A 26,129-nucleotide genomic window follows, 5' to 3' on the forward strand; every position below is an offset into this window, starting at 1 on the left:
AACAAGCATGGACCTGACCCCTGTCCTCGACGGCTTCGGCGTCGTCTTCCAGCCGACGAACATGCTCTACTGCGTGATCGGCGTGGTCGTCGGCATGTTGATCGGTGTGCTGCCGGGGCTCGGACCCGCCGCCACCATCGCGATCCTGCTGCCCGTCACCTTCGGCATCGAGCCGGTGACCGCGATCATCATGCTGGCCGGCATCTTCTACGGCGCACAGTACGGCGGCACGATCACCTCGGTGCTCCTGCGACTGCCCGGTGAGGCCTCGTCGGTCGTCACGGTCTTCGACGGCCACGCGCTCGCCCGGCAGGGCAAGGCCGGCACCGCACTGGGCGTCGCCGCCATCGGGTCGTTCATCGGCGGCACGGTGTCGATCATCGCGTTGTCGCTGCTGGCGCCGGTCGTGGCGAGCTTCGCCCTCGACTTCGGGCCGCCCGAGTACACCGCGCTCGCGTTGCTCGGCATCCTCCTGGTGTCGACCGTCAGCAGCGGCCACCGGCTGAAGGCGCTCATCGCGGCGTGCGTCGGGCTCCTGCTCGCCACGGTCGGGCGGGACGGGTTCACGTCCGCGGAGCGGTTCACGTTCGGCAACCTGTCGCTCGCCGACGGGCTGGACTTCGTGCCGATCGCGATGGGGCTGTTCGGCCTTGGCGAGATCCTCTACAACCTGGAGGAACGGCACCGCGCGGTGCAGGCGCCCGCGACCGTCGCCAACGTGTGGCCGTCCAAAAAGGACCTTCGGGAGTCGTCCGGTGCCATCGGCCGCGGCTCGGTGCTTGGCTTCTTCCTCGGCATCCTGCCCGGCGGCGGGGCGACGCTGTCCTCGCTGGCCGCCTACGCCATGGAGAAGCGGCGCGCGAAGGACCCGTCGCGGTTCGGCAAGGGCGCCATCGAAGGCGTCGCCGCGCCGGAGAGCGCCAACAACGCCGCCGCCACGTCGTCGTTCATCCCGCTGCTCACGCTCGGCATCCCGGCCAACGCCACGATGGCGGTGATCTTCGGGGCGCTGCTGATCCAGGGCGTGAGCCCCGGCCCGCAGCTGGTGTCCGAGGAGCCGGAGCTGTTCTGGGGCGTGGTGAACTCCATGTACCTGGGGAACATCCTGCTGCTGATCATGAGCATCCCGCTGGTCGGCTTGTTCGTGCGGATCCTGCGGGTGCGGGCCACCGTCCTCGCGCCCATCACCGTGCTGATCACCCTGGTCGGGGTGTACACGGTCAACAACGACGTGTTCGACATCGTCCTGGTGATCGTCTTCGGTGCCCTGGGCTACCTGATGAAGAAGCTCGGCTTCGACCCCGGCCCGCTCGTGCTGGCGTTCGTTCTGGGCTCCCTGCTGGAGGAGTCGCTGCGCCGCTCGCTGCTGATCTTCGACGGCGACGCGACCGGATTCGTCACCCGGCCCATCTCGGGCACGCTGCTCGCCGTGTTCGTACTCGTGGCCGCGCTTCCCGCCGTGCGGGCACTGATGAAGCGGCGTGCCAAGGACAAGGAGCTGGTATGACTGTGTTGGTTGGCTACGTGCCCACGTCCGAGGGCGAAGCCGCCTTCGCCGCCGGTCTGGCCGAGGCCGTACTGCGCAGCGAAGACCTGGTGGTGCTCAACTCGCCGCGTGGCGGCGCGCCGGTCAGCTCGGACGTCGCGGCACCGGACGTGGTCGCACGGCTGGAGGCCACGACGAAGGAAGCTGGCGTCTCGTTGACCGTGCGGCAGGACGCCCATGCCGGCGACCTCGCCGAGGAGGTGGTCCGGGTCGCCGACGAGCTGCGGGCCTCGGTGATCGTGATCGGTATTCGTCGCCGGTCGGCGGTGGGAAAGCTGTTGCTGGGCAGCAGCGCGCAGCGGATCCTGCTCGACGCGAACCGCCCGGTGCTGGCGGTGAAACCGGGTTAGAACGCGTTGCGTTGATCGGTAAACTCCTCCTCGGGTCGGGGCCCGCTGGGGAGGAGTTCGCCATGTCCATGCCCGATGAGCACCCGCCTGCCACCAGGTCCGATGAGGACAGGTCAGCGTTCTTCAACGAGCTGATGCGCGAGGAACGCCGCCGCAACGACGGTCCCATGAGCGAGCTCGCGGCCTTCGCGCTCGTCTTCGGACTGATCACCGCCGCCGTCGGCATGTTCAGCGGGCTCGCCGGTTCGATCTTCGCCCTGGCCACGCTCGTCGCGGCCGTCGGCGGAGTCGTCCAGATCAGAAGCCACGACCGGCGCGGCGTGCCGTTCGTCATCGTCGGCGTCGCGTTCGCCGCGGCGTGGGTCGTCTGGGTCACGATCGCGCTCGGCTGAACCCCTCACGCCGTCGTGCAGGTCAGGCCGTTCAGTGTGAACGTGCTCGGCGCGGTGTTGGTGCCGCTGTAGCTGCCGTTGAACCCGATCTGCGTGGACGCGCCTGCGGCGAGGGTGCCGTTGTAGGACATGTTCGTCGCGGTCACGCCTCCGCCGGCCTGGCTCCAGGTGGCGTTCCAGCCCTCCCGGACCTGTTGTCCTGACGGGAACGTGAACGCCAACGTCCACCCGGTGACCGTCGCCGTGCCGGTGTTGGTGATCGTCACGCCCGCGGTGAACCCTCCGCCGCCGCCCCAGTTCGAGGCGCTGTAGGCGACCCGGCAGGGGCCCGTGCCGCTGCCCTGTGGCGTGGTGAACGTCGCGCTCGCCGACGGGGTCGACAGGTTCCCGGCGCCGTCACGGGCCCGCACGTACACCTGGTACTGCGTGTTCGGGGTCAGTCCGGACAACGTGATCGAGTTCGTCGTGGACTGACCCAGCAGGGGATCTGTCGTGCCCTGCTCCCGATAGACGTTGTAGCCGGCGAGGCCACTGCCGCCCGTGTCGGTCGCCGCCGTCCACGACAGTCCGGCGCTGGTTGCGGTCACACCGGACGACGTCGGCGTGCCCGGCGCGGTCGGCGGTGTGGTGTCCGGGGTGCTGCCACCGGCCAGCGCGTCGTGCACCGCCGTGTAGGCGGGCTTGCGCTGGAAGTTCGCGTCGGCCAGGTGTGCCGCGCCCTCACCCGGGAACGTGCCGGGGATCCACGAGTACTTGTCGGTGTAGCCCCACACCGTGACACCCACGCAGCGGGTGACCGCGAGACAGGCGTTGACCACGTTGCGGAAGTAGGTGGCCTGCGTGGTGAGCTTCGTCGAGTCGGACGGCAGCTGCATGCGCACGTCCAGCTCGGTGATCGCCACGTCGAGTCCGAGGTCGGCGAACCGCTGTAGGTTCTGCTGCATCTGGTTCGGGAAGCCGTACTGGATCGCCAGGTGGGACTGGAAACCCACGCCGTCGATCGGCACGCCCTGCGCCAGCAGCGACTGCACCAGCCGGTACATGCCGTCGCTCTTCGCGCCGATGCCGTCGGTGTTGTAGTCGTTGATGTACAGCTTCACGTCCGGGTCCGCCGCGCGGGCCATGCGGAACGCGTCCGCGATGTAGCTCTCGCCGAGACGCTGGAACCAGAACGAGTTGCGCAGCGTGCCGTCCTCGTTCAGCGGCTCGTTCACCACGTCCCACGCGTACAGGTCACCCTCGTAGCGGTCGACGACCGTGGTGATGTGGTTCTGCATCGCCGTCCGCAGGTCCGTCGCGGTGAGACTCTGCACCCACGCAGGCGTTTGGCTGTGCCACACCAGCGTGTGACCGCGCACGGACTGGTTGTTCTGCTGTGCCAGCGCCACGATCTCGTCGGCCCTGGTGAAGTTGAACTGGCCCCTGGTCGGCTCGGTCGCGTCCCACTTCATCGCGTTGCCGGGGGTCAGCTGGCTGAACTCGCCTGCGATGACCGGGCGGTACGCGCTGTCGGTGATCTCGTTGGTGTCCACGGCATTGCCGATGATCTTGCCCCGCGCCGCGGCGTGCTCCCGCAGCGGACCCGACGCGCTCGCCGGCGTGGCGGCGACGAGCGTGCCGGCCACGGCAACGAGCAGACAGGTCGCGACTGATAACGCTCTCTTCAGGAACATGGGTCAACTCCCGGTGGTGCAGGGGCTGTCGTTCGGCAGAAACGTGGCGGGTCCTGGATGTGGACCGGGTCGGTTGCGAGACTGTGTACGCCGTTGTAACCCCAGTTCTCCCAACCGACCCGGTCCAGCAGCGGTGTCCACCGCTGCGTGCTCTCGTGCACCGTCCTTACGCCACGGTGCAGGTCTGGCCGTTGACCGTGAAGGCCGCCGGCCGGGCGTTCGAGCCGCTGTAGCCGGCGTTGAAGCCCAGCCCGGTGATCGACTGCCCGGCGCCGATCACACGGTTGTGGTCGGCGGGGGTCGCCGTGACGTTCGTGCTGCCGGGCGCCTGTGTCCAGGTCGCGCTCCAGCCGTTGGTGATCCGCTGGTTGCCGGCGAACGTGAAGGCCAGCGTCCAGCCGTTGATCGCCGAGCTGCCGGTGTTGGCGATCGACACCGAGGTCGTGAACCCGGTGCCCCAGTCGTTCGTCGAGTACGTCACCCGGCAGCCGACCGGAGGTGGTGGCGGGGGAGTGGTGCCACCGTCCGGCGGGATCAGGTACGGATCGAGGTAGGCCTGCTTGGTGGTGTTGACCGTCGTCCAGTCGTCGTTGAGGATCCCACCCGTGTCACCGGAGTTCGGGTTCCACGACCAGTACGTGAAGCTGATCGCGTTGGTCCCGGTGCCCAGGTAGGCCATCAGCGTCCGCAGCCAGGTCTGGTCCCTCGGGTCGGCGAGGGTGGTGCCGAACTCGCCGAGCAGCACCGGCGCCACGTTGTTCTTGAACAGGTAGCCCCAGTTCTTGTCCCAGATCGCCGCCATGTTGTTGGGATAGCTGGGATCGGAGAACCAGTCCTGCGGGAACACCGAGGTGGCGTAGTCGTGTGCGGAGTAGACGAGCCGGTTGGCGACGTTCAACCGGACGGGTGCGGTCGCCGCGCCCTGCAGGTTGCCGCCCCACCAGTAGCCGTCGTTGTTGTACTCGCTGACCCCCTCCACGATGATCAGCCAGTTCGGGTTGACCGCGAGGATCGCGTTGCCGGCCCGCTCCGCCGCGAGCCGCCAGTCCCGCGCGGTGTCGCCGCAGTCCCAGCACGCGCCGGTGCCGCCCTGGATGGCGTGTGGCTCGTTGTGCAGGTCCGCGCCGATCACCGTGGTGTTGCCGACGTAGCGTTGCGCGAGCATTCGCCAGTCGGACAGCCACCGGCTTTCCGGGTAGGCGCTGGTGTACCAGAGCGCGGACTGCGCGCCGGAGTCCGGCCGGTGCCGGTCGAGCACGACCTTCATGCCGATCTGGCCGGCGTAGTCGATGATCTTGTCCATGATCTGGATGCCCGTGAGGCCGGCCAGATCGGGGTTGAGGTCGTAGCGGATGCTCGTCGGGGTGGAACCCGGGTCGAAGAGCTGGCTCGCGAACGGGAGCCGAAGGGTGTTGTACTTCAGGCTCTTCATCTGGTCGAGCATGTCCTTGTAGCCGCGTGACCAGAGCCCGTGCGGGGAGTAGTTCGCCGTCTCGAGGCCGAACCAGTTGATGCCGGTCATCCGCACTGCCTGGTTGTTCGCGTCCAGCAACTGACGGCCGTTCGTGTGCCAGTAGCCGGCGCCCGCCGCCGAGGCGGGCCTCGCCGAAGCGAGGCCCACCAGCGGCAGGAGTGTGAGCGCCAACAACAGCGCCACAATCCTTCGTGCCATTGTCGTCAGCCGGTCGGGAAGAGTCGGCCGTACTCGGCCAGTGCCATCGCGAGGTCGGCCTGCGCCCAGAACCGGTGGTACCGGAACGTGGGTGCGGCGCCGCCGTTGAGATGGCTCTGCACCTGCGGCCACGCCGGGTCCTGGCGGTACCAGGACCGCAGCCCGATGAACGTCGAGCTGGAGTTGATCAGGTCGCCGTTCGTCATGTCACCGGAGAAGGCGCTCGGGACGTAGACCGAGTCGTCGAACCGGTTGTAGTCACCACGCGACTCGGTGACCGAGATGCCGCGAGTGTCCTGGTTCGGCGTGGCCCACATGGCGTCGAGCAGGTTCTTCGCCATGGTGCGGGCCGCGGTGTTGCCGGACTCCGACGCGTAGTGCGCGAGCGTCTTCACCAGCGCCGCGGTGATGCCGACGTCGTTGCCGCGGGTGGCGACGGTGACGTGCAGGCCGGTGTTGGCGCCCGGGCTCGCCGGGTTCCACGTGTCCGGCTGGCCGGTCCAGGACAGGTTGTCCGGGATCTGCCACGTGCCGGCGGCCACGTTCACCGTGGTGTTGGCGATCGCCCACGGCACCCACTTGTCCAGCAGTGCCTTGGCCGTCGCGTTGCCGGTCTGGTTGTACAGCTCGGCGATCCGCTCCATCGACCACGCCTGCATGCCGAACCACCGGTTCGACGGCGGGTCGTGGTAGACCGGCTGCCAGTCGTAGTACATGCCGTAGAACGTGGACAGACCGGCAGGCGGGGCCGCGTACCGTCCGGCCCAGCTGTTGGTCGCGCCACCGGCGATGCCGCCCTCCGCGGACTGCAGCCACCGGTAGAACTCCAGCTGGCGGGTGAAGCTCTGCTGCCAGTCGGCGACCGCGGTCGGCGACTGCGGCCGCAGCTGCGGCACGTTCGCCAGCGCGTACGCCGCCAGGGGGTTCTGGTAACCGAAGTGCGACGGGCTCGACCCGATCCGCCACGACCAGCCGCCGTTGGTTGCGCCACCCCACGCGTAGTACCAGGACATCAGGTAGTGGGCGCTGTTCTTGCCACTGCCCGCCGGACACTGTGGACTGGTGCAGTTGCCGATCTGCTTGAAGTACTTGTCGAACATCGCGTACCGCAGGTAGTCACCCAGCTTGGCCGCCTTGGCGAGCGTGGCCGTGATCTGGCCCTGCTGACCCTGCGCGGTCGCCCACTGCAGCGCCCAGTACGCGGCCTGCACCGCACGTGCGTCGGCGTCGGGCGCGTTGGTGTAGCGCCACTGCTGTGCGTACGGGCTGTCCTGGACGAACAGCGGCAGGAAGCCGTTGGTGCTGCCGTTGTCGAAGTCCTCCCACGACGGGTGCGGCACCGTCTCCCACACCGACTCCTCCGGCCCGCGCTGGAAGGTGTTGATGTAGGACGGGCTGGTGTTCGGCGTGCCGCGGCGGCCGTAGCCGTAGCGGTTGTCCACGTCGAGCAGCCAGTGCATGCCGTAGATGTCCCGCGTGCCGTACGTGCTCTGCAGCTCGTTGGCGAGCGGGTCGGCGCCGTTCGGGACGTTCGCGTCCAGCGGCACCGGGTACTGGTTCGGCGTGTCCATCTCCGGCGCGTAGGTCGCCGGGTCGGCCGGGTTGTAGTTCGCGTTACCCGGCTGGTCGGCCGCGGTCGGGATGATGTGGGTCTCCATCGACTGCCAGGCCTGGTTGAACCGTGTCCAGTCCTGTGTGGCCTGACCGTACTGCGCCTCGAGCCAGATCCAGTAGCTGAACGCCTCTGACGTCGTGACGTGCCCGTAGTCGGGCGCCTCGACGATCAGCGTCTCCACTGAGTGGTAGGGGATCGGTGGGTTGTGGCTGGAGAAGTAGCCGTTGGCCGGGGCCTTGATCTTGTTGTACAGCGCGAGGAACCGCTGCGCGTAGTCGGAGAGGTCGTTGTCGGCCTCGGTCGCGGTGATCGTCGCCGACGCCTGGCCGGTCGCGCTCGCGGTGAAGGTCGCCACGCCGTTGGCGCTGTCGGTGTCCTCCGCGGCGTTGAGCTGCACCGTCTGCGGCTGGTTCCAGTTGGTCGTGGTGAACGTCCGCGAGGCGCCGGTCCCGACGGTCAGGTCGGTGTCGCCCGCCGTCCGCGCGGTGGTCACGACCACGTTGCCGGTCGGCTGCTGGGAAAGCCGGATCGACGCGTTCGCGCTGCCGCTCTCCGGCACGCTCACCGCCGCCTGCTCGACGACCACCGACGGCCCGGCGTTCGGGCTGACCGTGACGTCGACCGGCGTGGAGTTGGTGAAGGCGCCGTCGTCGTCGTAGGCCCGCGCTACCAACACGTAGTTGCCGGCGGGCACGTTGCTCCATGTCCCGGAGAACGGGCTGGACGTGTCCGTGCTGAGCAGCGTCGTGCCGGCGTAGAACTCGACCCTGGCGATCGAGCCGTCCGTGTCCGCGGCGGTCGCGGCGAGCGGGATGTTCGCGCCTGCGGTGTAGGACGTGCCGGTGGTGGGCTGGGTCAGGTTCACCGTGGGGGCCGCGTTGGCGCCGGTGCACGGCACGCCGTTGATGGCGAAGTTGGTGGGGTTGTTGTTGGTGGTGCCCGAGAACGAGCCGTTGAAGCCGATCTCGATCGACGCACCGGTGGCGATGTTTCCGTTGTACGACATGTTGGTCGCGGTGACGTTCGCGCTGCCCTGTGGCTGGGACCACGTGGCGTTCCAGCCCTGCGTGACGCGCTGGTTGCCGGGGAACGTGAAGGTGAGGGTCCACGCCGTGAGCGGGTCACCGAGGTTGTTGAGCCGGAGGCTGGCGCCGAAGCCGCCGCCGCCCCAGTTGTTGGCGGTGTAGTCCACCGCGCAGGACACCGCGCGCGGGCTGATGTCCGCACTCGCGGGTATGGCGAGCGGAATGATTAAGGCAAGACAGGCTGGGAGCGCTCCCAGACGGCGTCGCAATCTCATGGAGCTTCCTTGTGTCGAAAGAGGTCTTATCGCAGGGGAGCGCGGGGCCCGGAACGCCACCTCCGCTGCCGGGGCGGAGGGGCGTTCCGGGGTCCGGGTCAGTCACTCACTCAGAGCGCCGGGAAGGCGTTCCGCATGAGCTCCTGGAACTGGGCTGAGAACCAGTGACCGGACAGCGGCGAGTTGGGCAGCGCACCGGACATGTTGTTGTTGTTGCGCGGGTTCCCGGGGTAGGTCGGGTCGCACATCCGGTCGAAGCCCTTGCCCTCGTCGTTCGGGATGGCGGAGCTGGAACCGTCGGACTCACCCGGCGGCTTGATCCACACGTAGGCGTCGATCCCCGCGGCGGGCGCGGACCGAGGCCGCTCACCCAGACCGGCACCGGACTGGTTGCACCAGTTGCCGAGGTGGATACGGCGGTCGATGCGCGACTGGTTCATGAAGGTGATCGGGTCGGTCGACGTGCTCGCGGCGGCGGGCCGGGCGGAGCCGCCCCAACCGTTGCGGGAGGTGTCGATCAGCATGCCGATGTTGGCGTCGAAGCACGACGTGTCCGCCTTCGTGCGGAAGTCCTGCGCGAAGGACAGTTCGTCGACGTACCGGTTCCAGTCGACCCAACCGCCCGAGACCTCACGCAGCGGCCGGCCGCCCACCGTGGTGTTCGCGGTGAAGAACGGCTCGCGCAGCGCGCTGTAGTTGGCCGTGTTGGTGATGAAGCCCCACACGTCCGCCGGCGTCGCGCCGGACGCCCGTGCCGCCTGGCACGTCAGGTCGACGGTCGGCTGCATGTTGTCGTCCCAGCCGATCCAGCCGTGGTGGCCCGCGTCGATGTAGTTGTACACGTTGGGCACGTCGCCCAGCCTGTTCAACGCGTAGCCGACGCCGTTCACGTAGTTCCCGTTGGCCTTCATCGTGTCGCACTGCGCCGTCTGCGTCGGGCGCGGGGTGACGTTGGTGATCAGGTTCGGCAGGGAGTCGATCTCGATGACCGTCACGATCCGCAGGTTGGCGTAGGCCGGCCGCGCAAGGATCGTCGCGATCGCGTCGATGTACTGGGTCTTGTAACGGTCGAGATCGGTCGCGGTCAGCTCACCGTTGGACGCCAGCGCGGCGCAGTCACGGCCCGGCAGGTTGTAGATGACCACCTGGAACACCAGCGCGTTCGACCCGTTCGCCGAGTCCTGACGCACCGCCTCGTCGAGATGGGAGGCGAGGCCCCGCGCACCCGGGGTGCCGGCGATGGCGGCGATGCGGTCCATCCACACGCCGGTTGGCTGGTTGGCGATGCGGCTGCCACCCGGCTCAGCGTTGGCCTTGGCCGCCCAGTCCGGGTTCACGTACGCGGTCGCGCCAGCGTACGGGTTGTTGACCCGGTTGCCAGCCGGTGGCGGGTTGTTGGGCGGCGGTTCCTCGTTGGGCGGCTGGCCGGTGCACGCGGTGCCGTTGAGCGTGAAGCTGCTCGGGGCGGCGTTGGTGCCCGTGTAGGTACCCTGGAAGCCGATCTCGGTGGACCCGCCGGTGGCGATGGGGCCGTTGTGTCCCGCGTTGGTCGCGGTCACGTTCTGGCTGCCGCTCGGCTGGTTCCAGGTAGCGTTCCACCCGTTGCCGATGCGCTGGTTGCCGGCGAACGAGAAGGCCAACGTCCAGTTGGTGACCGCGTCGCCGAGGTTGTTGATTTTGACTGTGGCCACGAACCCGCTGCCCCAGTCGTTCACGGTGTAGTCGATCCGGCAGGCGATCGCCGCGCTGGCCGGAGAGGCACCGAAGGTCATGACGAACGTCGTGAGCGCCACGACGAACGCCACGCCGGCAGCCGCGAAGCGGCGACCACGGTGCACTCTGATCTTGGACAAATTCGGTCTGAGCCTCATCGCGGATCCTCCGCTCAACGCTGAGCACGGTCTCTGGGAGCGCTCCCAGAAACGGAGCATAGCTGTGTTAACACGGCGTGTACAGCCTCTCACCCTCGATGAACGGTTAAGTTGGTATCTCGCGCCGCTGGTCGACACATCTGGATGGATTCCTTTTGTAGGTCTCGGAATGAAAGTTTCGACTGCTTGACGGCCAGAGGTCGGACCCCCGGTCGGTGCGGGAACCCACCATCCGCACTACGTCGCGCGGCGCTTGACAGGCCGCCGAAACGCCCGGATTCTGGGAGCGCTCCCACTCTCGGATCGTTATTTTGGCCATAGTGGAGTGTGCGTCCCGGGTCCGGTCACGCATGCTTCACCCGTCGCGGGGTAACCGGTGCGAAAGGTCGGACAACTGAACAACGGAAACCGGGATCCACGATGTACCAACCCCGTTTGCCTCTGGTGGGCACCTCCGGCACGCGCGCGAGGGCGAAGCGCCGCCGCGTACACGCAGCGCGACGCGTGGCGGGCCTGAGAACACGAATGGCCGAATCACACATCACCACGGCCGCACCTCGACATGCGGATTCGGACGGCATGCGGGACGGCCGTCCCGGCGCGTAGTCCCCGGGCGCTTGCGAAGCTGGGGCCTGGGAACACCATGCGCTACGCGGGCGGCGGCGAACCATGTGGTGCGCAAAGGGGACACGCCTCTTCGCTGGCGTCGAACCTCCGATGATCTCGCCGAGTTTCATGCCTTGCGAGGGCGGCCTGGCCCGCTCCGCGGGCACGGGCGCGCAGCGCCCGGTGCCCGCAGGCTGCGGCGGCCAATGCGACGCGATGAGGGAGCCTTCCTCGTGCTGGGTGTTGTGAAGGGAGTCTTCCTCGCATAGCCGCCGGCTCGAAGCGCCCGCGAAGCGGCGTTGCCCGCCGGCGCTGCCGGCCGGCGGTGGCCGCGTTTGGAGAGCGGCCAGCAAGATCATCGAGATGCTGGGGGGTCCGGTGTTGGCGGTGCGATGAAGGGAGGCCTTCCTCGCGCTGGGCGTTGTGAAGGGGCTTTCGTCGCGTCGCCGCCGGCTCGAAGCGCCCGCGCCGCCTGCCCGGCCGCGCCGCCTGCCCGGCCGCGCCGCGAGAGCGGTCAACCAGATCCCGTGGGTGCGATGAGGGATCGCGCGGCCGCTGGCTGAGGCGGCCCGTCTGGCCTGGGGTTACTGCACGTGTGTCGGGGTGAAGGTCACCGGGAGTCGGAGTAGGCCTCGGGCCCAGACGGAGGTTCGCCATTCGAGGGTGTCGGGCGGGGTGGCCAGTACCAGGTCGGGAAGTCGGTCGATGAGGACCTCGACGCTGGCCTTGGCGATGATCTCGGCCAGTTCCGGGGCGGGGTACGGGCAGCCGTGTTCGCCGTGGCCGAAGGACATCATGGCCCGGTTGCCGCCGGTGCCGTGGTCCGGGCGGACCTGGGGGTCCGCGTTGGCGGCGGCCAGGCCGAGCACGATGAGGTCGCCGTTGCGGATGCGTTGGCCGCCCAGGGTGGTGTCGCTGGTTGCGACGCGGCCCAGGAAGTTCTGGGTCGGGGTGTTGTGCCACAGCACCTCGTTGAGGGCGTCGCCCACGCTGGCTCGGCCGCCGGACAGGTTGATCGCGAAACGCTCGTCGGTCAGCATCAGCTGGAGTGTGTTGCCGATCCAGTTCGTCGTCTGCTGGTGTGCCTGCAGCAGCAACAACAGCAGGTCCAGCACGATCTCCTCGCCGGAGAGGTTCGCCTGGTCGGTCAGCAGGCGCGACGGGATGTCCCCGCCCGGGTACTCGCGCTTGCGGTCGACCAGGAGCTGAACCGCCTCGAGGATCCTGATGTTCGCCTCGGCCATCGCCTCCGGTGAGGTGACCGTCGACATCACGTCCTCGACCAGACGATGTGCCACCGCCTCCGGCATCCCGCACATCGTCGCGACCGCGCTGAGTGGGATCCGGGAGGCGTACTGGCTCATCAGCTCGGCCTCGCCGCGGCCGGCGAACCGGTCGATCAGCTGGTCGGCGATGCGTTCGCACTGTGTGGCCAGCTCGAACTGGTCGACGGCCTCGAGCGCGTCGCTGATCGCGCCGGCCCGTCTGCGGTGCTCCGCGCCCTCGGTGAACATCACCGACGCGTTGTGCACCATGTAGACCATCAGCGGCCAACCGTCCGGTGCGAGATCCCATCCGTTCCAGCGCCGCGGATCCCGCGCGAACAGCTGCGAGTCGGCGGTGACCTGGTGCAGTTCCCGGTACCCGCACACGAACCACGCCGGGACGTCACCCTCCAGCAGCACCGGGGCGACCGGCCCGTGCACTTCCCTGATCTCGGCGTACCGCGCCATCGGGTCCTTCTGGTACTCCGGCCCGTACAGCCGGACCGCGTCGACGCGGGACTCGACGCCGGTCACGTCATCACCGCCTCGGCCTGGGTCGACAGTGCGTACAGGTGGTCCACCAGGGTGATCAGCACGTGCTTGGCCGACTGCCGGTCCCGCGCGTCGCAGTCGATCAGCGGCACCTCCGCCGGCAGCGACAGCGCCTCGCGCACCGCGTCGAGGCTGTGTGTCGTGGTGCCCGGGAAGTTGTTGCGTGCCACGATGAACGGCGTCCCGTGGTGTTCCAGCCGGTCGATGGCGTACCACGAGTCGGACAGTCGGCGGGTGTCGACCAGCACCACCGCGCCGAGGGTGCCGGAGAACAGCCGGTCCCACAGGAACCAGAACCGTTCCTGTCCCGGCGCCCCGAACAGGTACAGCACCATCTGCTCGTTGAGGCTGATGCGGCCGAAGTCGAACGCGACGGTCGTCGTGGTCTTGCCGGCCGCGCCGCTGTTCTGGTCGATGCCGAGCCCCGCCTGGGTCATCGTCTCCTCGGTGGAGAGCGGGCGGATCTCGCTCACCGAGCGGACCATCGTGGTCTTGCCGACGCCGAACCCGCCGACGATCACGATCTTCAGTCCTTCGCTCGCCGTGTCGGCCAGCGGCACGCGGGTGGTCGGGTCAGAGATTGTGGAGTCCAACGAGAACCTTCTTCAGGATCGCGGCGTCGGGCAGCTGCCGGCTGGCGCGTGCGGTGGACGGATGACGGGCGGTGATCTTGCCGGCGCGCAGCAGGTCGGAGAGCAGGACCTTGACCACGCCGACGGGCATGCCGAGATCCGCGGAGATCTCCACGACCGCGACCGGCCGACGGCACATGCGCAGGATCCTGACGTGCTCGGACTGCATGCCCGGCGCGGGTTCCGCGCTCGCGACGATCAGCGTGACCAGGTCGAGGTCGTTGCCTTCCTCCGCGCGGCTGCGCCCCCGGGTCACCGTGTAGAGCCGGTCGGGGTTCTCGTTGTCGAGCTCGCGGCGGATCATGACGCCCCCTCGTCCGCTCCGTGGCGCCGGAACGCTCCGCAGGCTCCGCTACTCCGGCGCCCTCCGCGGTCGAGGTGCCGTCCTGATTGCTGATGATTCGCTCCGCAAGCTCCGCTCATGACGGATCGGTCTGCTCACGTTGCCGCGGCGGCGCGGTCAGGAACCCGCCGATCTGCTCGACCAGCTCGTTCATCCGGTGGCCGATCAACCCGACGTCGGCGTCCTCCCCGGCGAGCACCGCCAGGTGGGCCCCCTCACCCGCCTCGACGATGAACAGGATGCCGCCGTGGAACTCGGTCATCGAGTGCCGCACGCCGCCGGTGCCGTCCCCGAACTCGACCGAGGCGCCCTGTGACAGTGCCTGCACGCCTGCGGCGATCGCGGACAGCTGGTCGGCCTTGTCCACGGTCAGCCCGGAGGTGTGGCACAGCTTGAGCCCGTCGCGGGACAGCACGAGCGCGTGGTTGGCGCCGGCGGTCTGGTCCACCAGGCTTTCCAGCATCCAGGTGAGGTTGGCGTCGGTCGCCATCGTCATTTGTCTTCTTCCTCTCCGGTGGCGGTGGCGCCGTCCTGGTCCGACCTTTCGTCCGGGGCGGTGGTTCTGCGGCCCTGCTGGAAGGCGCTGAACCGCGCGCCGAGGTCACGCCTGCCGTTGTTCCGCTTCGGCGCGGGCTTGCCGGGCTTCGAGGTGGCGGCGAGCGTCTGCCCTCGCGGACGTTTGGGCAGCGCGGGCAGTTCACCGGCCGGGGGCTCGGTTCTCGACTCGGCCTCCAGTACCGCGGTCGCCGTGGCCGGGGCGCCGCCCGCGGTACCGCTCTCGGCGACCTGCCGGACCACCTCGGGCGCCTTCCGTTCCGGCTGGCTCGCCGGGGTCTCCTCGCGCGGGTGGACCACCAGCTGGTTCGGGATCCGCACCACCACGCCGGTGCCGCCCCGCGACGACGGCCGGAAGTACACGGACAGCTTGTGCTTGCGTGCCAGGGCACCCACGACCACCAGGCCGAGCCGGGTGCCCGGCACCTTCGCCAGGTCCAGCGGCTCGGTGATCGACACGGCCGCCTCCGCCCGTGTGAGGGCCTGCGGTTTCATGCCGAGACCGCCGTCCTCGACGGTGACCACCACGCCCGTGTGCAGCTCCTCGACGTAGACGTGCACCTCCTCCGACGGGGCGGAGAACCGGGTCGCGTTGTCCATCAGCTCCGCCAGCGCGTGCATCACGTCCTCGGCGGCGTAGCCGACGACGGCCGAACCGCTGCTGGAGTGGAGCTGAACCCGCTGGTAGGCCTGGATCCGGCCCATCGCGCCACGCAGGATGCTCTCCATCACGATCGGCTTGGTCCAGCGGCGGCCGGACCGGGCTCCGGTCAGCACTGCGATGCTGTCGGCGAGCCGGCCGGTCTGTGCCGTGCTGTGGTCCAGTTTGAGCAGGTCGCCGAGCACGTTCTCGGCGTGCCGACCCTCCATCTCACGCAGGTCGGCGAGCATGCTCGTCGCCATCGCCTGCAGACGGCCCGCGGCGTTCGCGCACGCGGCCATCGCGGCCGACCGCTGCCGCTCGCTGGAGCTGATCTCCCGTAACACGGCGTTCAGCACGTGGGTGGGCACACCGTCGGCCCTCGGCGCGAGCTCGGCGAGCGCGGTGTCCACCGACGCCCCGGCTCTGATCCGGCTGGACGCGTTGGGAAGCAGTTCGTTGACCATCAGAGTGAGGCCGGTCTCGAGAGATCTGAGCCGCGCGTTCGCATTCCGTGCCCGGCGCACACGCTGCGCGATGATCACCACGGCCACGCACAGAAGCACCGACAGCGCGCCAGCTCCCGCGGCGACGGCGGTCCGGTCCTCGGCGGGCACCCGGAACGTCAGCCACAGCGTGACGCTCCCGGTGACAACCAGTGTGATCAGCGCGAACAGCAGCACATCGGCCGGTGAGGGGCGTTCCTGCTGGTGCGGGACGGAGTCTCGTACTGGCATCGATATGGTCCTCATGCTCGGCGGCGCAGGAGTGAAAGATACCCCGTTCAGCAATGCCGGTTCCCCCGTCACCTGGGAATACCCTTCGGGACGAGAATTCCGTTCATTCGGACGGAGTCGTGTGGCTGGGGGATTGTCATGGAATCGGAGCGTGCGTTACCGAGGCTGGCATCGGGGGCCGTGGGCGCCGTCGTCGCTGTTCAGGTCGCGGTGCTGACCGCGTTGTCCGGTCGTTACGGCTTTCACCGTGACGAGCTGTACTTCATCGCCGCCGGTGATCGGCTCGACTGGGGATACGTCGACCAGCCGCCGATCACCCCGTCGCTCGCGCGGCTGTCCACGACGCTGTTCGGTGACACCCCGGTGGGCCTGCGGGTGATCGCCACGCTGCTCGGGGCCGTCATGGTGGTCGTGGTGGCGCTCGTCGCCCGTGAGCTGGGCGGCGGCCGGAACGCGCAGGTGTTCGCCGCGGTGGCGACGGCGTTGGCGTCGTTCGTCGTGGCGGTGTCGCACATGTTCGGCACGCCCACGGTGGACATGGTGCTGTGGGCGCTGCTCGCCCTGTTCGCGCTGCGGCTGTTCCGCACGGGCGAGGGCCGGTGGTGGCTCGCGGTCGGTGCGGTCGTCGGCGTCGGCGTGGCCAACAAGTGGCTCATCCTGGTGTTCGCGTTCGCGCTGTTGGTGGGGCTGCTCGTCGTCGGTCCTCGTGCGGTGTTCCGTACCTGGTGGTTCACGGCCGGCGTCGGCCTTGCGCTGGTACTGGCCGCGCCGATTCTCGTCTGGCAGGCGGCGCACGACTTCCCCATGCTCACGGTCGCGTCCGGGATCAGCGAGGACGACGGGGCCGAGAACAGGGTGCTGTTCGTGCCGATGCAGCTGATCCTCGTCTCCCCGGTGCTGGTGCCGGTGTGGGTGGCGGGCATCGTGCGGCTGTGGCGCGATCCGCAGGTGCGGTTCGCCAGGGCGCTCGCGGTCAGCTATCCCCGTGTTGTGCGTGGTGCTGCTGGTGCTCGGTGGCAAGCCGTACTACTCGGTGCCGCTGCTCGTGGTGCTCACGGCCGCCGGCGCGGAGCCGACACTGCGCTGGTTGTCCAGGAGCAAGGCCCGCCGCACGTCCGCCGGCGTCGCCGCGGTCATCGGTGCCGCGATGTCGGTGCTGGTCAGTCTTCCGGTCCTGCCGGTGTCCGCGCTGGGGCCGGTGCTGGCCATGAACGGCGAGCAGGGCGAGCAGGTGGGGTGGCCCGAGTTCGTCATGACGGTGTCCTCGGTGTGGGACCGGATCCCGGCCGACGAGCGGGCCGACGCGGTGATCTTCACCAGCAACTACGGTCAGGCTGGTGCGATCGAGATGTACGGCGGGGAAGCGGGCCTGCCCGCGCCGTACTCCGGGCACATGTCCTACGCCGACTGGGGCCCGCCGTCCGACTCCCACGACGGGCCGGTCGTGCTGGTCGGCGAGTTCGACACGGCACGGATCGACACCGTGTTCGCCGGCTGCGAGCGGGTCGTCCAGCACGACAACGGGTTCGGCCTGGAGAACGACGAGCAGGGCACGGACGTCTGGCTCTGCCGGGGACCGGTCGCGCCGTGGTCGGCGATCTGGCCGGAACTACGCCGCTTCTACTGACGTGGTGGCACCGGCGTCGCGCCACACGGTACCCCGCCGTTCGTGGGCGATGAGCTGTTCGACCGCGATCGCCAGCCGTGGGCCCAGTTCCCTTTCCAACAGGTAGAGGGCCAGGTCGAGGCCGGAGGTGACGCCCGCGCCGGTGACCAGGTCGCCGTCGTCCACCACGCGGGCACGCACCACCCGCACGCCGGTGGCGCCGAGCAGGTCAAGTCCGGCGTGGTGGGTGGTCGCCGCGCGGCCGTCGATGAGCCCGGCCAGCGCGAGGAGCATCGAACCGCCGCACACCGTGGCCACCGTGAGCTCTGCGCGGTCCACCGCTTCCTTCAGCAGAGCGGCCAGGGGTGTGTCGATGGCGCGGCCGAGGATGGCCGGGATGGTGGCGTCGGCGGGCTCCTGGCCGGGCAGCAGGCCAGCCGCACCCGGCACCACCACGATGTCTACAGTGGACGGTTGGAGTGGGTCCGTCGCGCGGAGGGAGAAGGTGCCGAGCCCGCTCGGCACCTCGCGCGCGCCCTCCGCCGACACCAGTTCGACCGCCACCTGGCCGCCGGACAGAACTCCGCCGGCCATGAGCACCTCGTAGGGGGCGATGACGTCGAGCGGGTCGAAACCGTCGAACAACACGATCTGTGCACGCATGCCGGCCACGCTAACCGCCGCCGGCGAGGTCCGGAACGGGCGTGATCGCCAGATGCCAACGGGTTCTCGCCACGGTTCAGGGACTTCCCCGATATTCTCCCCGGAGCGGATCGGGTAGGAAAGTGCCATGCGAAGAGGCACTCAGTGGGGGGCGGTGCTCGTCGCCGCGGCGACGGTCCTCGCCACGGTATCCAGCATTCCAGCCGGTGCGGCGCAGCCACGACACGGCTTCGCCGCCGAGATCCGCTATACCGAGTACGGCATCCCGCACATCAAGGCCAGGGATTTCGCCGGGCTCGGTTACGGCTACGGATTCGCCGCGGCCACCGACAACATCTGCGCGCTCGCGGACACCTACCTGACCGTCGGCGCACGGCGTTCGCGCTTCCTCGGACCGGACGCACCGGGCAACCTGGCCTTCGGCGGCGGGGCGAACAGCCTCGACAGCGACCTGTACTTCCAGCAGGTCAACGACTCGCGCGTCGTCGAGCGCACCGTCGCGAAACCGCCGCCGCACGGTCCCCGCGCTCAGGTGCGTGACGTCGTCCGAGGCTACGTCGCCGGGTACAACCGCTTCCTGCGCGAGGGTGAGATCACCGACCCGGCCTGCCGCGGTGCCGACTGGGTGCGGCCGATCACCGAGATCGACGTGTACCGCCACTTCTACGCGCTCACCACGCTCGGTGGGGCGGGTGGCGTGGTCGACAGCATCACCAACGCGGCTCCGCCGACGGGCCAGAGTGCCCCGGCGCCGATCCCCGCCGACGCGGCCGCACGACTGCTGGACTCCTTGGGGAACAAGGACATGGGCAGCAACGCGATCGCGGTCGGCGCGGAGGGCACGGCCAACGGACGCGGTGTGCTGCTGGGCAACCCGCACTACCCGTGGCATGGCGGCCGCCGGTTCTGGCAGTCGCAGCTGACCGTGCCGGGCGAGCTCGACGTGAGTGGTGGAAGCCTGCTCGGCATTCCGCTGGTCCAGGTCGGTTTCAACCGCGATGTGGCGTGGAGCCACACGGTGTCCACGGTGATCCCGTTCGGCCTCTACGAGGTCAGCCTGGTGCCGGGAGACCCGACGAGCTACGTCGTGGACGGCCGCCCGGAGCGGATGACGAGTCGTCCGGTCGCCGTCCCGGTGCGGAACCAGGACGGCTCGATCGGGACCGTCGAGCGGACGCTGTACTCGACGCGGTACGGGCCGGTCCTGTCGCCCATGCCAGGCGTCCCGCTGAACTGGACCACCACCAGCGCATACGCGATCCGGGACGCCAACCAGGGCAACATGCGTGGCCTCAACACCTGGTTCGAACTCGGGCGCAGCCGCGGCACGAAGGACGTGACCGACGCGCTGTCCCGGACGCAGGGCGCGCCGTGGGTCAACACGATCGCCGCCGACCGGTCCGGCCGGGCGCTGTTCTCGGACATCCAGGTCGTGCCGCACGTGACCGACGAGCTAGCCACCCGGTGCAACACCCCGCTGGGCCAGCAGGTCTTCCCGCGCTCGGGCATCTCCGTGCTGGACGGTTCGCGCACGGACTGCGCGTGGGGAACCGACCCGGACGCGCTGGTGCCGGGCATCTTCGGCCCGAGCCGGATGCCGGTGCTCACGCGCCGGGACTACGTCGAGAACTCCAACGACAGCGCGTGGCTGGCCAACCCGCACCAGCCGATCACCGGCTACCCACGGGTCATGGGTGACATCGGCGAGATCCGGAACCCACGCACCCGCATGGGGATCACCGCCGTCGAGGAGAGGCTGGGCACGTTCACCCGCCAGGGCATGCAGGACCTGCTCTTCGCCAACGAGAGCTGGTCCGGTGGACAGGCGGCCGCCGCGGCCGCCGAGATGTGCGCCGCGTTCCCCGGCGGCCTGGCGCCGACCTCCGATGGCGGCGCCGTCGAGGTCGGCACCGCGTGCACCGCACTGTCCACATGGGACAGGACGATGAACGTCGACAGCCGGGGTGGACTGCTGTTCGAGCAGTTCTGGCTGCGGGCCAGCGAGATCGACGCCGACGACCTGTGGCGGGTGCCGTTCGACGCGGCTGATCCCGTCGCCACACCGAACACGCTGAACACGGCGAACCCGTTGGTGGCACAGGCACTGGGCGACGCCATCGCCGAACTGCGGGCGGCGGGCATCGCGCCGGAGGCGCCGCTGGGCGAGAACCACTACGTCGTGCGGAACGGCGAGCGGATCCCGGTACCCGGCGGTCACCACGAGCAGGGCGTGCTCAACATGATCATCCCGGGGTGGGACCCGGCGGCCGGCGACGTCGAGGTGGTACATGGGTCGAGCCACATCCAGGTGGTCTCGTTCACCGGCGGCCAGTGCCCGGACGCGGCGACGCTGCTGACGTTCTCCCAGTCGCCCAACCCGAACTCGCCGCACCACGCCGACCAGACGAAGCTGTTCGCGAAGCGCGGGTGGGTGACCTCCCGCTTCTGTGAACGGGACATCCAGTCGTCCCCGGAGCTGCGGGTGGTGCGGTTGCGCGGCTGACCCACACAGCTCGTACACAGGTTCGTCTGAGGTCGCGCACAAGATTGGTTCCTACTGTCCGTTGTCGTTTGTTTCCGGACAGTGAGGGAGAACCATGCACGACGATGACGTACCCGTTGGCCGTGTGCTCGGCCGGCGGCAGGCGCTCGCGATTCTCGGTCTGTCGGGAGTGGCGTTGACTGTCGCCGGCGCGGGTACCGCCGCCGCCACCGACTGCGGGCCGGTCGACTGCGTTGCCAAGCCCGAGATGACGGAGGGGCCGTACTTCGTCGACGAGGGGCTCAACCGTTCCGACATCCGCAGTGATCCCTCCGACGGCTCGGTCTCCGCCGGCACGACGCTGACCATGAACCTGCGCGTGCTGCAGATCAGCGACGGCCGCTGCGCACCGCTCCCGGACGCGGTCTTCGACGTCTGGCACTGTGACGCGGCCGGCCTCTACTCCGACATCGCCCAGGAAGGCTCTGTCGGGCGGAAGTTCCTGCGTGGCTACCAGGTGACCGACAGAGCCGGCCGCGTGCGGTTCACGACCGTCCTGCCCGGCTGGTACCGCGGCCGGACGGTGCACATCCACATCAAGATCCGCACGACCGGCACGGACGGCAACCCGTACGAGTTCACCTCGCAGCTGTACTTCACCGAGGAGTTCAAGGCGAGGTACCTGACCGCCGAGCCGTACGCGAGCAAGGGCATGCCGGACACCACCAACGCCCAGGACGGTATCTACTCGGCAGGCGGTGTCGGCGACCAGATGCTGCTCCGGCCGAACCGCCGAGGCCGAGGGTACGCGGCGGACTTCGCCATCGGGCTGGATCTGTCGGACACGGCGGTCGGTGCTGACGACGGCTTCGGCGGTGGTCCTGGCGGGCCGCCGCCCACGGACCCACCGACTGCCTGACCCCGAGGACACCGTGAGTCCCGGCGTCCGCTACCGGAAACAGGGGCCGGGCACGGAAACGCGGGACTCGCGGATGCTCGTGCCGGCGGTCACCGTCGTCCTCGGGTGACCGCCGGTATCGGGCGGCTGTTCTTCGTGATCACCGTTGTCCGCAGGTGACCGCCGGTGTCGGGCGGTTGTTTCCCTTCGCGTTGGCGGTGAAGCCGAAGCTGGTTTCACCGCCGGTGGGGACGGTGGTGTTCCACTGGGCGTTGGTGACCGTCATCTCGGTGCCGGCCCGGGTGAGGTCGCCGTTCCACAGGTTGGTGATCTGGTGGCCGTCGGGCTGTGTCCAGCGCACCGTCCAGCCGCTGAGCGTGCTTTCCCCGTCGTTGCGGATGGTCACGGTCGCGTTGTAGCCACCCTGCCACGTCTCGGCGACCTCGTAGCTGGCCACACAGGTCGGCTCGGCGAGGATCGGTTGCTGTGGCGGCGCACCAGGGGTGCTCGTCCCGGGTTGTTGGGGTGTCGCCGAGGTCGACTCGCCGTCGGTGATACCCCAGCCGAGCGCGGCGCCGGCCGCGACCAGCGTGACGGCAATGAGCGCGAAGACGACCGTCCGCATCGAGCCGACGCGCCTGCGCGGTGGGGGCAGCATGATCGTTCCCGTGCGGGCACGCGGCACCGGGAACGGTTCGCCCTCGGCCGCGGCGGCCAGCGCGTCCCGCGCGGTCATCATCGAGGGGCGCTGGGCGGGGTCGCGGTGCAGCAGCCACATCACCAGGTCGGTGAGCGGGCCGGTCCGCTCGGGCGGCTTCATCTCACCGGTGGCGACCCGCAGCAGCAACGCGATCGGGTTGTCGTCGATGCCGAACGGCGGCATGCCCTCAATTGCCGTGTAGAGCGTGGCGCCGAGGGAGAACACGTCCGAGCTCGGCCCCGCCGGCCCGCCGCTCGCGACCTCCGGGGCGAGGTAGGCGGGTGTGCCGGCCAGGATCCCGGTCGTGGTCACGGTGCCGACGAACGCGGCGCGGGACACGCCGAAGTCGGTGATCTTCGCCGTGCCGTCCTCGTTGAACAGCACGTTCTCCGGCTTGATGTCCCGATGCACGATGCCGGCGGCGTGTGCCTCGGTGAGCGCGGCGGCGATCTGCGCGCCGATGGCGGCGACCTCGATCGGTGGCAACCCACCCCGCGCGATCATCACCTGGTCGAGGGACGACGAGCGGAGATACTCCATGATCAGGCACGGCCGGCCGTCGTGTTCCACCACGTCGTGCACGGCGATGGCGTTGTGGTGCCGCAGCCGGGCCGCGATGCGTGCTTCGCGCATCGCGCGGCTGGTGGCCTCCTCGGACGTCGCGGTGGCCAGTGCCTTGTCGGGTGAGCCCGCGATCAGCAGCTGCTTGACCGCCACCTCGCGGTCCAGTCGCTCGTCGCGGGCCAGCCAGACGACGCCCATGGCGCCCTGCCCCACGAGAGACACGAGGCGGTAGCGTTCGGCGACCAGCTCACCCTCTTCCATTGCCTCCACGCTAGCGCGCCAACGCACGTCGGGATACCGGCACGGCGGTGTGCGGTCGTTGCGCCGAACGGCGGCATCGGTCAGCCCGACCGCCCACCGCATCCACCGCGCTCGTCAACGATGCGCGTGAACCAGTGGCCGGGGTGCGGCCGTCCTGGTGTTTTCCTGGCCGAGTTCCGCCAGATCGGCCAACGTCCCGCGTACCGCACGGGCGTCCGGCACCCCGAGCCGCTCGTACACCTCGAGGGCTTCACGCAGGTAGGCCGTGCCGGCCCCGGTGTAGCTGTCCCGGATCAGGCAGCGTCCCATTCCTTCCAGCGCGCGGCCTTCCTCCAGTGCGGCGCCGATGGCACGGGCGAGCCGCAGTGCCTCGTCGTGGTGGCTGAACGAGTCCCCGGCCTCCGGCCAGTCCCAGGCGAGTCGGCCGAGGTTGTTCAGCGCCGTGACCTGGCCGGTGGGGTCGGGGATACCGCTGCACAGGCTGAGCGCGCGGGTCAGGCTCGCGGTCGCCTCCTGGTGGTGTCCGGCGAGGTGTTGGACCACGCCGAGGGTGTTGTAGATGTTGGCCTCGCACAGCCGGTCGCCGATCCGGCCGCACAGGGCGAGCGCGTTCTCGAAGGTGTCGACCGCGGCCGCGTGGTCGCGAGGTGTCCGGTCGCTGTTGAGATACCGGGTCATGGCGAGGCCGCAGAGCGCGTTCGCCTGCCCCTGGTGGCTGCCGAGCTCGGCGAACAGCGTGTACGCGCGTAGCTCGATGGACACGCCCAGCCCGTACTCGCCGACGATGCGGAGCAGCATGCCCATCCGGCACAGCGCGTTGGCCTCGCCGCGCTTGTCGCCGATCTCCTCGAACAGCACGAGTGCGCGGGTCAGGCCCCGCATGGCCGGCGAGTAGTCGCCCGCCCGGCCCTGGACGAACGCGAGATAGCTGACCGCGTCCGCCTCGCCCTGGCGGCAGCCGAGCCGGCGGTACATGGTGAACGCCCGCACCAGGCTTTTCGACGATGACGCGTGGTCCTCGGTGAGGTGCTGCACGATGCCCAGCCGGTAGTGCGCGGTGGCCTCGCCGAGGTGGTCGCCGATCTCGGTGCAGAGGGCGAGCGCCCGCGTCAGGTTCCTGGTGGCCGCCGCGTACTCGCCCATCGCGTACTGCACGGCGCCGAGATGCCTGGTCGCCGCCGCTTCGCCCCGCCGGTCGCCGAGGTTGACATACAGCCGGTGCGCACGCGTCACGGTGATCATCGCCGACGGGTAGTCGTCGACCATGAGCTGCACGGCGGCGAGGTTGAGCAGACAGATCGCGAGCCCTGGCAGGTCGTCCTCGCGTTCGGCGGCACGGACGGCGACGTCGTGGATGGTGAGCGCGTCGTCCCAGTGCCCGTACCGGGCAAGGTAGGGATGCAGGGCCGCGGCGAGCCGAATCGCGTGCCCGTTCCGCTCGTGGCCGCGTGCGTAGTCGACGCACCCGCTCAGGTTGACCCGTTCCCGCGCGAACCACTCGCATGCTTCGGACTCCGAGGTGAGGTCCGGTGCGTGGGCGGGTGGCGCGCCGCGGAGCGGTGGCTCTTCCACTGTGGTGTGGTGGGGGAGCAGGCGGGCCGCCGCGGTCGCGACGTGGACGTAGTAGTCGAGCACCGGCCCGACGACCGCGTCCCGCCGCTCGTCCCCGGCGAGCAGGGTTTCCGCGTAGTGCCTGATGAGGTCGTGCAGCCGGTACCGGCCGGGTGACGGTTCCTCGATGAGATGGTTGAGGTACAGGGTCTCGACGAGCCCGTGCGTCGTGTCGAGGTCGCCGCCGCCGAGCGCGGTGGCCGCGTACAGGTCGAAGTCGACCCCGGGATACAGGGAAAGGCGGCGGAAGAGACGCTGCGCGTCGGCGGGGAGGTCGCGGTAGGACAACCCGAACGCCGCGATCACGCTGCGGTCGTCGGCCCGCATCTGTCCGAGCCGGTCGCGGGTGCACACCATCTGTGAGGTCAGGTACCGCACGTCCCAGCTGGGGTGGGTGCGTAACCGGCCGGCGGTGAGCACGATCGCGAGGGGCAGGTGGCCGCACAACCGCATCATGTCGGCGATGCGCCTGCGTTCCTCGTCGTCGGCCGTGCGGCCGGTGAGCCGCAGGAACATCGTGACCGACTGCGCCGGGGGCAGGACGTCGAGAGGCAGCGGCCGCGCGTCCTCCAGCCCGGGCAGCCGTCGCCGGCTGGTGATCACGACCTGGCAACCTGGCGCGCCGGGCAACAGCGGCCGGACCTGCTCGTGGTCGGCGACGTCGTCGAGCAGCAGCAGCATCTTCTTGCCGGCGAGCCGGTCCCGCCACATGCGCGCCCGGTCGTCGAGCGCGGCCGGGACGTGCGGGGCCGCCACCCCGCACGCCAGCAGCAGCGACCCGAGCGCGTCGAGCGGCGTGACCGGCTGCTGGCCCGGCGTGTGCCCGCGGAGTTCGAGGAACAGGTGCCCGTCGGGAAAACGGGCGGCGACCTTCTGCGCGACATGCACCGCGAACGCCGTCTTCCCCACCCCGGGCATGCCGTTCACGACATGGATCGCGGTGGCGTCCTCGCGTGCCTCGACGATCCGCCGCACCAACTGGTGCACCTCGGCGTCGCGGCCGGTGAACGACGGCACGTCGCGGGGGAGGGTCGACACCGCGGACGCGCTCCAGTGCGTCGCCGTGGCGGTCGGTTCGCGGCGGGGCGCCTGCCGGTTGAACACCTTCATCAGCTCCCGGACGCCCATCGGGTTGATCGTGGGCACCAGGTAATGGCTGGCACAATGCGGTTGCAGGTAGAGCGGAATCTCGTCCACCGTCCGGCCCGGCAGGATCACCGGAAGGATCTTGGGCGTCCACGTGGCCCGGTCGCGGTGCAGGAAGTTCCGCAGCAAAGCGGACTCGGTCTGCACACCCCGGTGATGATCGGCCGGCACGATTCCGTCACCGGCGGCCCGGTATTCCGGCGACGCGATGACGATGACGTGGTCGGCGTGGGTGAGCTGGTCGATCATCCACAGCGTCCAGTCGTGCCGCAGGTCGGTGTCCCATTCGTCCACCCGAACGTCCACACCCAGCCGACGCAGCAGGAAACACAGCCTCAGCACCGCCATCCGGTGCTGCGGCGTGTCGTGCGCGTACGACACGAAAACCCGGGCCGGCCGACCGCTCGAAGCCATTCCCGTCGAAGCCATTGTAGAAACTCCCCCACAGC

18 protein-coding genes and 1 pseudogene are annotated in these 26,129 nt (G+C 69.4%); 7 read left to right on the top strand and 12 right to left on the bottom strand.

Going from position 1 to position 26,129, the window contains the following annotated elements; genetic code table 11:
• Positions 1 to 7 precede the first annotated feature (7 nt).
• The 3 genes from VF106_RS35635 to VF106_RS35645 all read left to right on the top strand — a co-directional run bounded on the left by VF106_RS35635 (position 8) and on the right by VF106_RS35645 (position 2,288).
• On the top strand, positions 8 to 1,507 hold the full coding sequence (locus VF106_RS35635; RefSeq protein WP_330844347.1) for a tripartite tricarboxylate transporter permease: 1,500 nt from the start codon (positions 8 to 10) through the stop codon (positions 1,505 to 1,507).
• Positions 1,504 to 1,896 (top strand): universal stress protein, encoded by a 393-nt coding sequence (locus VF106_RS35640; RefSeq protein ID WP_330844348.1) that lies wholly within the window; start codon positions 1,504 to 1,506, stop codon positions 1,894 to 1,896. Before VF106_RS35635 ends, VF106_RS35640 begins: the two co-directional genes overlap by 4 nt.
• 62 nt (positions 1,897 to 1,958) lie before the next feature.
• The gene (locus VF106_RS35645) at positions 1,959 to 2,288 is read left to right on the top strand and encodes a hypothetical protein (RefSeq protein ID WP_330844349.1); all 330 of its coding nucleotides are present in this window, start codon (positions 1,959 to 1,961) and stop codon (positions 2,286 to 2,288) included.
• A gap of 5 nt (positions 2,289 to 2,293) precedes the next feature.
• Here VF106_RS35645 and VF106_RS35650 read toward each other — a convergent pair whose 3' ends face one another.
• From VF106_RS35650 to VF106_RS35690, 9 genes are all read right to left on the bottom strand, one after another.
• Positions 2,294 to 3,961 (bottom strand): endo-1,4-beta-xylanase, encoded by a 1,668-nt coding sequence (locus VF106_RS35650; RefSeq protein WP_330844350.1) that lies wholly within the window; start codon positions 3,959 to 3,961, stop codon positions 2,294 to 2,296.
• A 166-nt stretch (positions 3,962 to 4,127) separates the two neighbouring features.
• On the bottom strand, positions 4,128 to 5,633 hold the full coding sequence (locus VF106_RS35655) for a cellulase family glycosylhydrolase (protein WP_330844351.1): 1,506 nt from the start codon (positions 5,631 to 5,633) through the stop codon (positions 4,128 to 4,130).
• A 5-nt stretch (positions 5,634 to 5,638) separates the two neighbouring features.
• A complete protein-coding gene (locus VF106_RS35660) occupies positions 5,639 to 8,440 on the bottom strand; it encodes a glycoside hydrolase family 48 protein (protein ID WP_330844352.1) in 2,802 nt (933 codons plus the stop codon).
• A gap of 218 nt (positions 8,441 to 8,658) precedes the next feature.
• Positions 8,659 to 10,419 carry a glycoside hydrolase family 6 protein gene (locus VF106_RS35665; RefSeq protein ID WP_330844353.1) on the bottom strand — a complete coding sequence of 587 codons (1,761 nt, stop codon included), beginning with the start codon at positions 10,417 to 10,419 and terminating at the stop codon, positions 8,659 to 8,661.
• A gap of 1,190 nt (positions 10,420 to 11,609) precedes the next feature.
• Positions 11,610 to 12,824 (bottom strand): cytochrome P450, encoded by a 1,215-nt coding sequence (locus tag VF106_RS35670; RefSeq protein WP_330844354.1) that lies wholly within the window; start codon positions 12,822 to 12,824, stop codon positions 11,610 to 11,612.
• On the bottom strand, positions 12,821 to 13,435 hold the full coding sequence (locus VF106_RS35675) for a GTP-binding protein (protein WP_414639137.1): 615 nt from the start codon (positions 13,433 to 13,435) through the stop codon (positions 12,821 to 12,823). Before VF106_RS35675 ends, VF106_RS35670 begins: the two co-directional genes overlap by 4 nt.
• Positions 13,416 to 13,778: a DUF742 domain-containing protein gene (locus VF106_RS35680; RefSeq protein ID WP_330844355.1), complete on the bottom strand. Its 363-nt coding sequence runs from the start codon at positions 13,776 to 13,778 to the stop codon at positions 13,416 to 13,418. Before VF106_RS35680 ends, VF106_RS35675 begins: the two co-directional genes overlap by 20 nt.
• Positions 13,779 to 13,893: 115 nt before the next feature.
• Positions 13,894 to 14,307: a roadblock/LC7 domain-containing protein gene (locus VF106_RS35685; protein ID WP_414639140.1), complete on the bottom strand. Its 414-nt coding sequence runs from the start codon at positions 14,305 to 14,307 to the stop codon at positions 13,894 to 13,896.
• A gap of 2 nt (positions 14,308 to 14,309) precedes the next feature.
• On the bottom strand, positions 14,310 to 15,749 hold the full coding sequence (locus VF106_RS35690; RefSeq protein WP_330844357.1) for a sensor histidine kinase: 1,440 nt from the start codon (positions 15,747 to 15,749) through the stop codon (positions 14,310 to 14,312).
• Positions 15,750 to 15,887: 138 nt separating this feature from the next.
• Between VF106_RS35690 and VF106_RS35695 the strand changes: the two are divergent.
• Together VF106_RS35695 and VF106_RS35700 are read left to right on the top strand one after the other, a co-directional pair.
• A pseudogene (locus VF106_RS35695) lies at positions 15,888 to 16,472 on the top strand (glycosyltransferase family 39 protein); the annotation flags it as partial.
• A gap of 262 nt (positions 16,473 to 16,734) precedes the next feature.
• Entirely contained in the window at positions 16,735 to 17,376 is a 642-nt protein-coding gene (locus VF106_RS35700; RefSeq protein WP_330844408.1) for a hypothetical protein, read from the top strand.
• On the opposite strand, the gene VF106_RS35705 is transcribed toward VF106_RS35700, so the two are convergent.
• Positions 17,359 to 18,018 carry a DJ-1/PfpI family protein gene (locus VF106_RS35705; RefSeq protein WP_330844358.1) on the bottom strand — a complete coding sequence of 220 codons (660 nt, stop codon included), beginning with the start codon at positions 18,016 to 18,018 and terminating at the stop codon, positions 17,359 to 17,361. The genes VF106_RS35700 and VF106_RS35705 overlap by 18 nt on opposite strands.
• A gap of 127 nt (positions 18,019 to 18,145) precedes the next feature.
• Here VF106_RS35705 and VF106_RS35710 point away from each other — a divergent pair, with 127 nt between their 5' ends.
• Positions 18,146 to 20,521, top strand: coding sequence for a penicillin acylase family protein (locus tag VF106_RS35710; protein WP_330844359.1), 2,376 nt, complete (start codon positions 18,146 to 18,148; stop codon positions 20,519 to 20,521).
• A gap of 94 nt (positions 20,522 to 20,615) precedes the next feature.
• Entirely contained in the window at positions 20,616 to 21,419 is an 804-nt protein-coding gene (locus VF106_RS35715) for a dioxygenase family protein (protein WP_330844360.1), read from the top strand.
• Positions 21,420 to 21,558: 139 nt separating this feature from the next.
• Here VF106_RS35715 and VF106_RS35720 read toward each other — a convergent pair whose 3' ends face one another.
• Together VF106_RS35720 and VF106_RS35725 are read right to left on the bottom strand one after the other, a co-directional pair.
• The gene (locus VF106_RS35720) at positions 21,559 to 22,923 is read right to left on the bottom strand and encodes a protein kinase domain-containing protein (protein ID WP_330844361.1); all 1,365 of its coding nucleotides are present in this window, start codon (positions 22,921 to 22,923) and stop codon (positions 21,559 to 21,561) included.
• Positions 22,924 to 23,037: 114 nt separating this feature from the next.
• The gene (locus tag VF106_RS35725) at positions 23,038 to 26,094 is read right to left on the bottom strand and encodes a tetratricopeptide repeat protein (protein WP_330844362.1); all 3,057 of its coding nucleotides are present in this window, start codon (positions 26,092 to 26,094) and stop codon (positions 23,038 to 23,040) included.
• Between the last annotated feature and the right edge of the window lie 35 nt (positions 26,095 to 26,129).

Source organism: Actinophytocola sp. (assembly GCF_036378875.1).
In the GTDB taxonomy this organism is placed as follows: Bacteria; Actinomycetota; Actinomycetes; order Mycobacteriales; family Pseudonocardiaceae; genus Actinophytocola.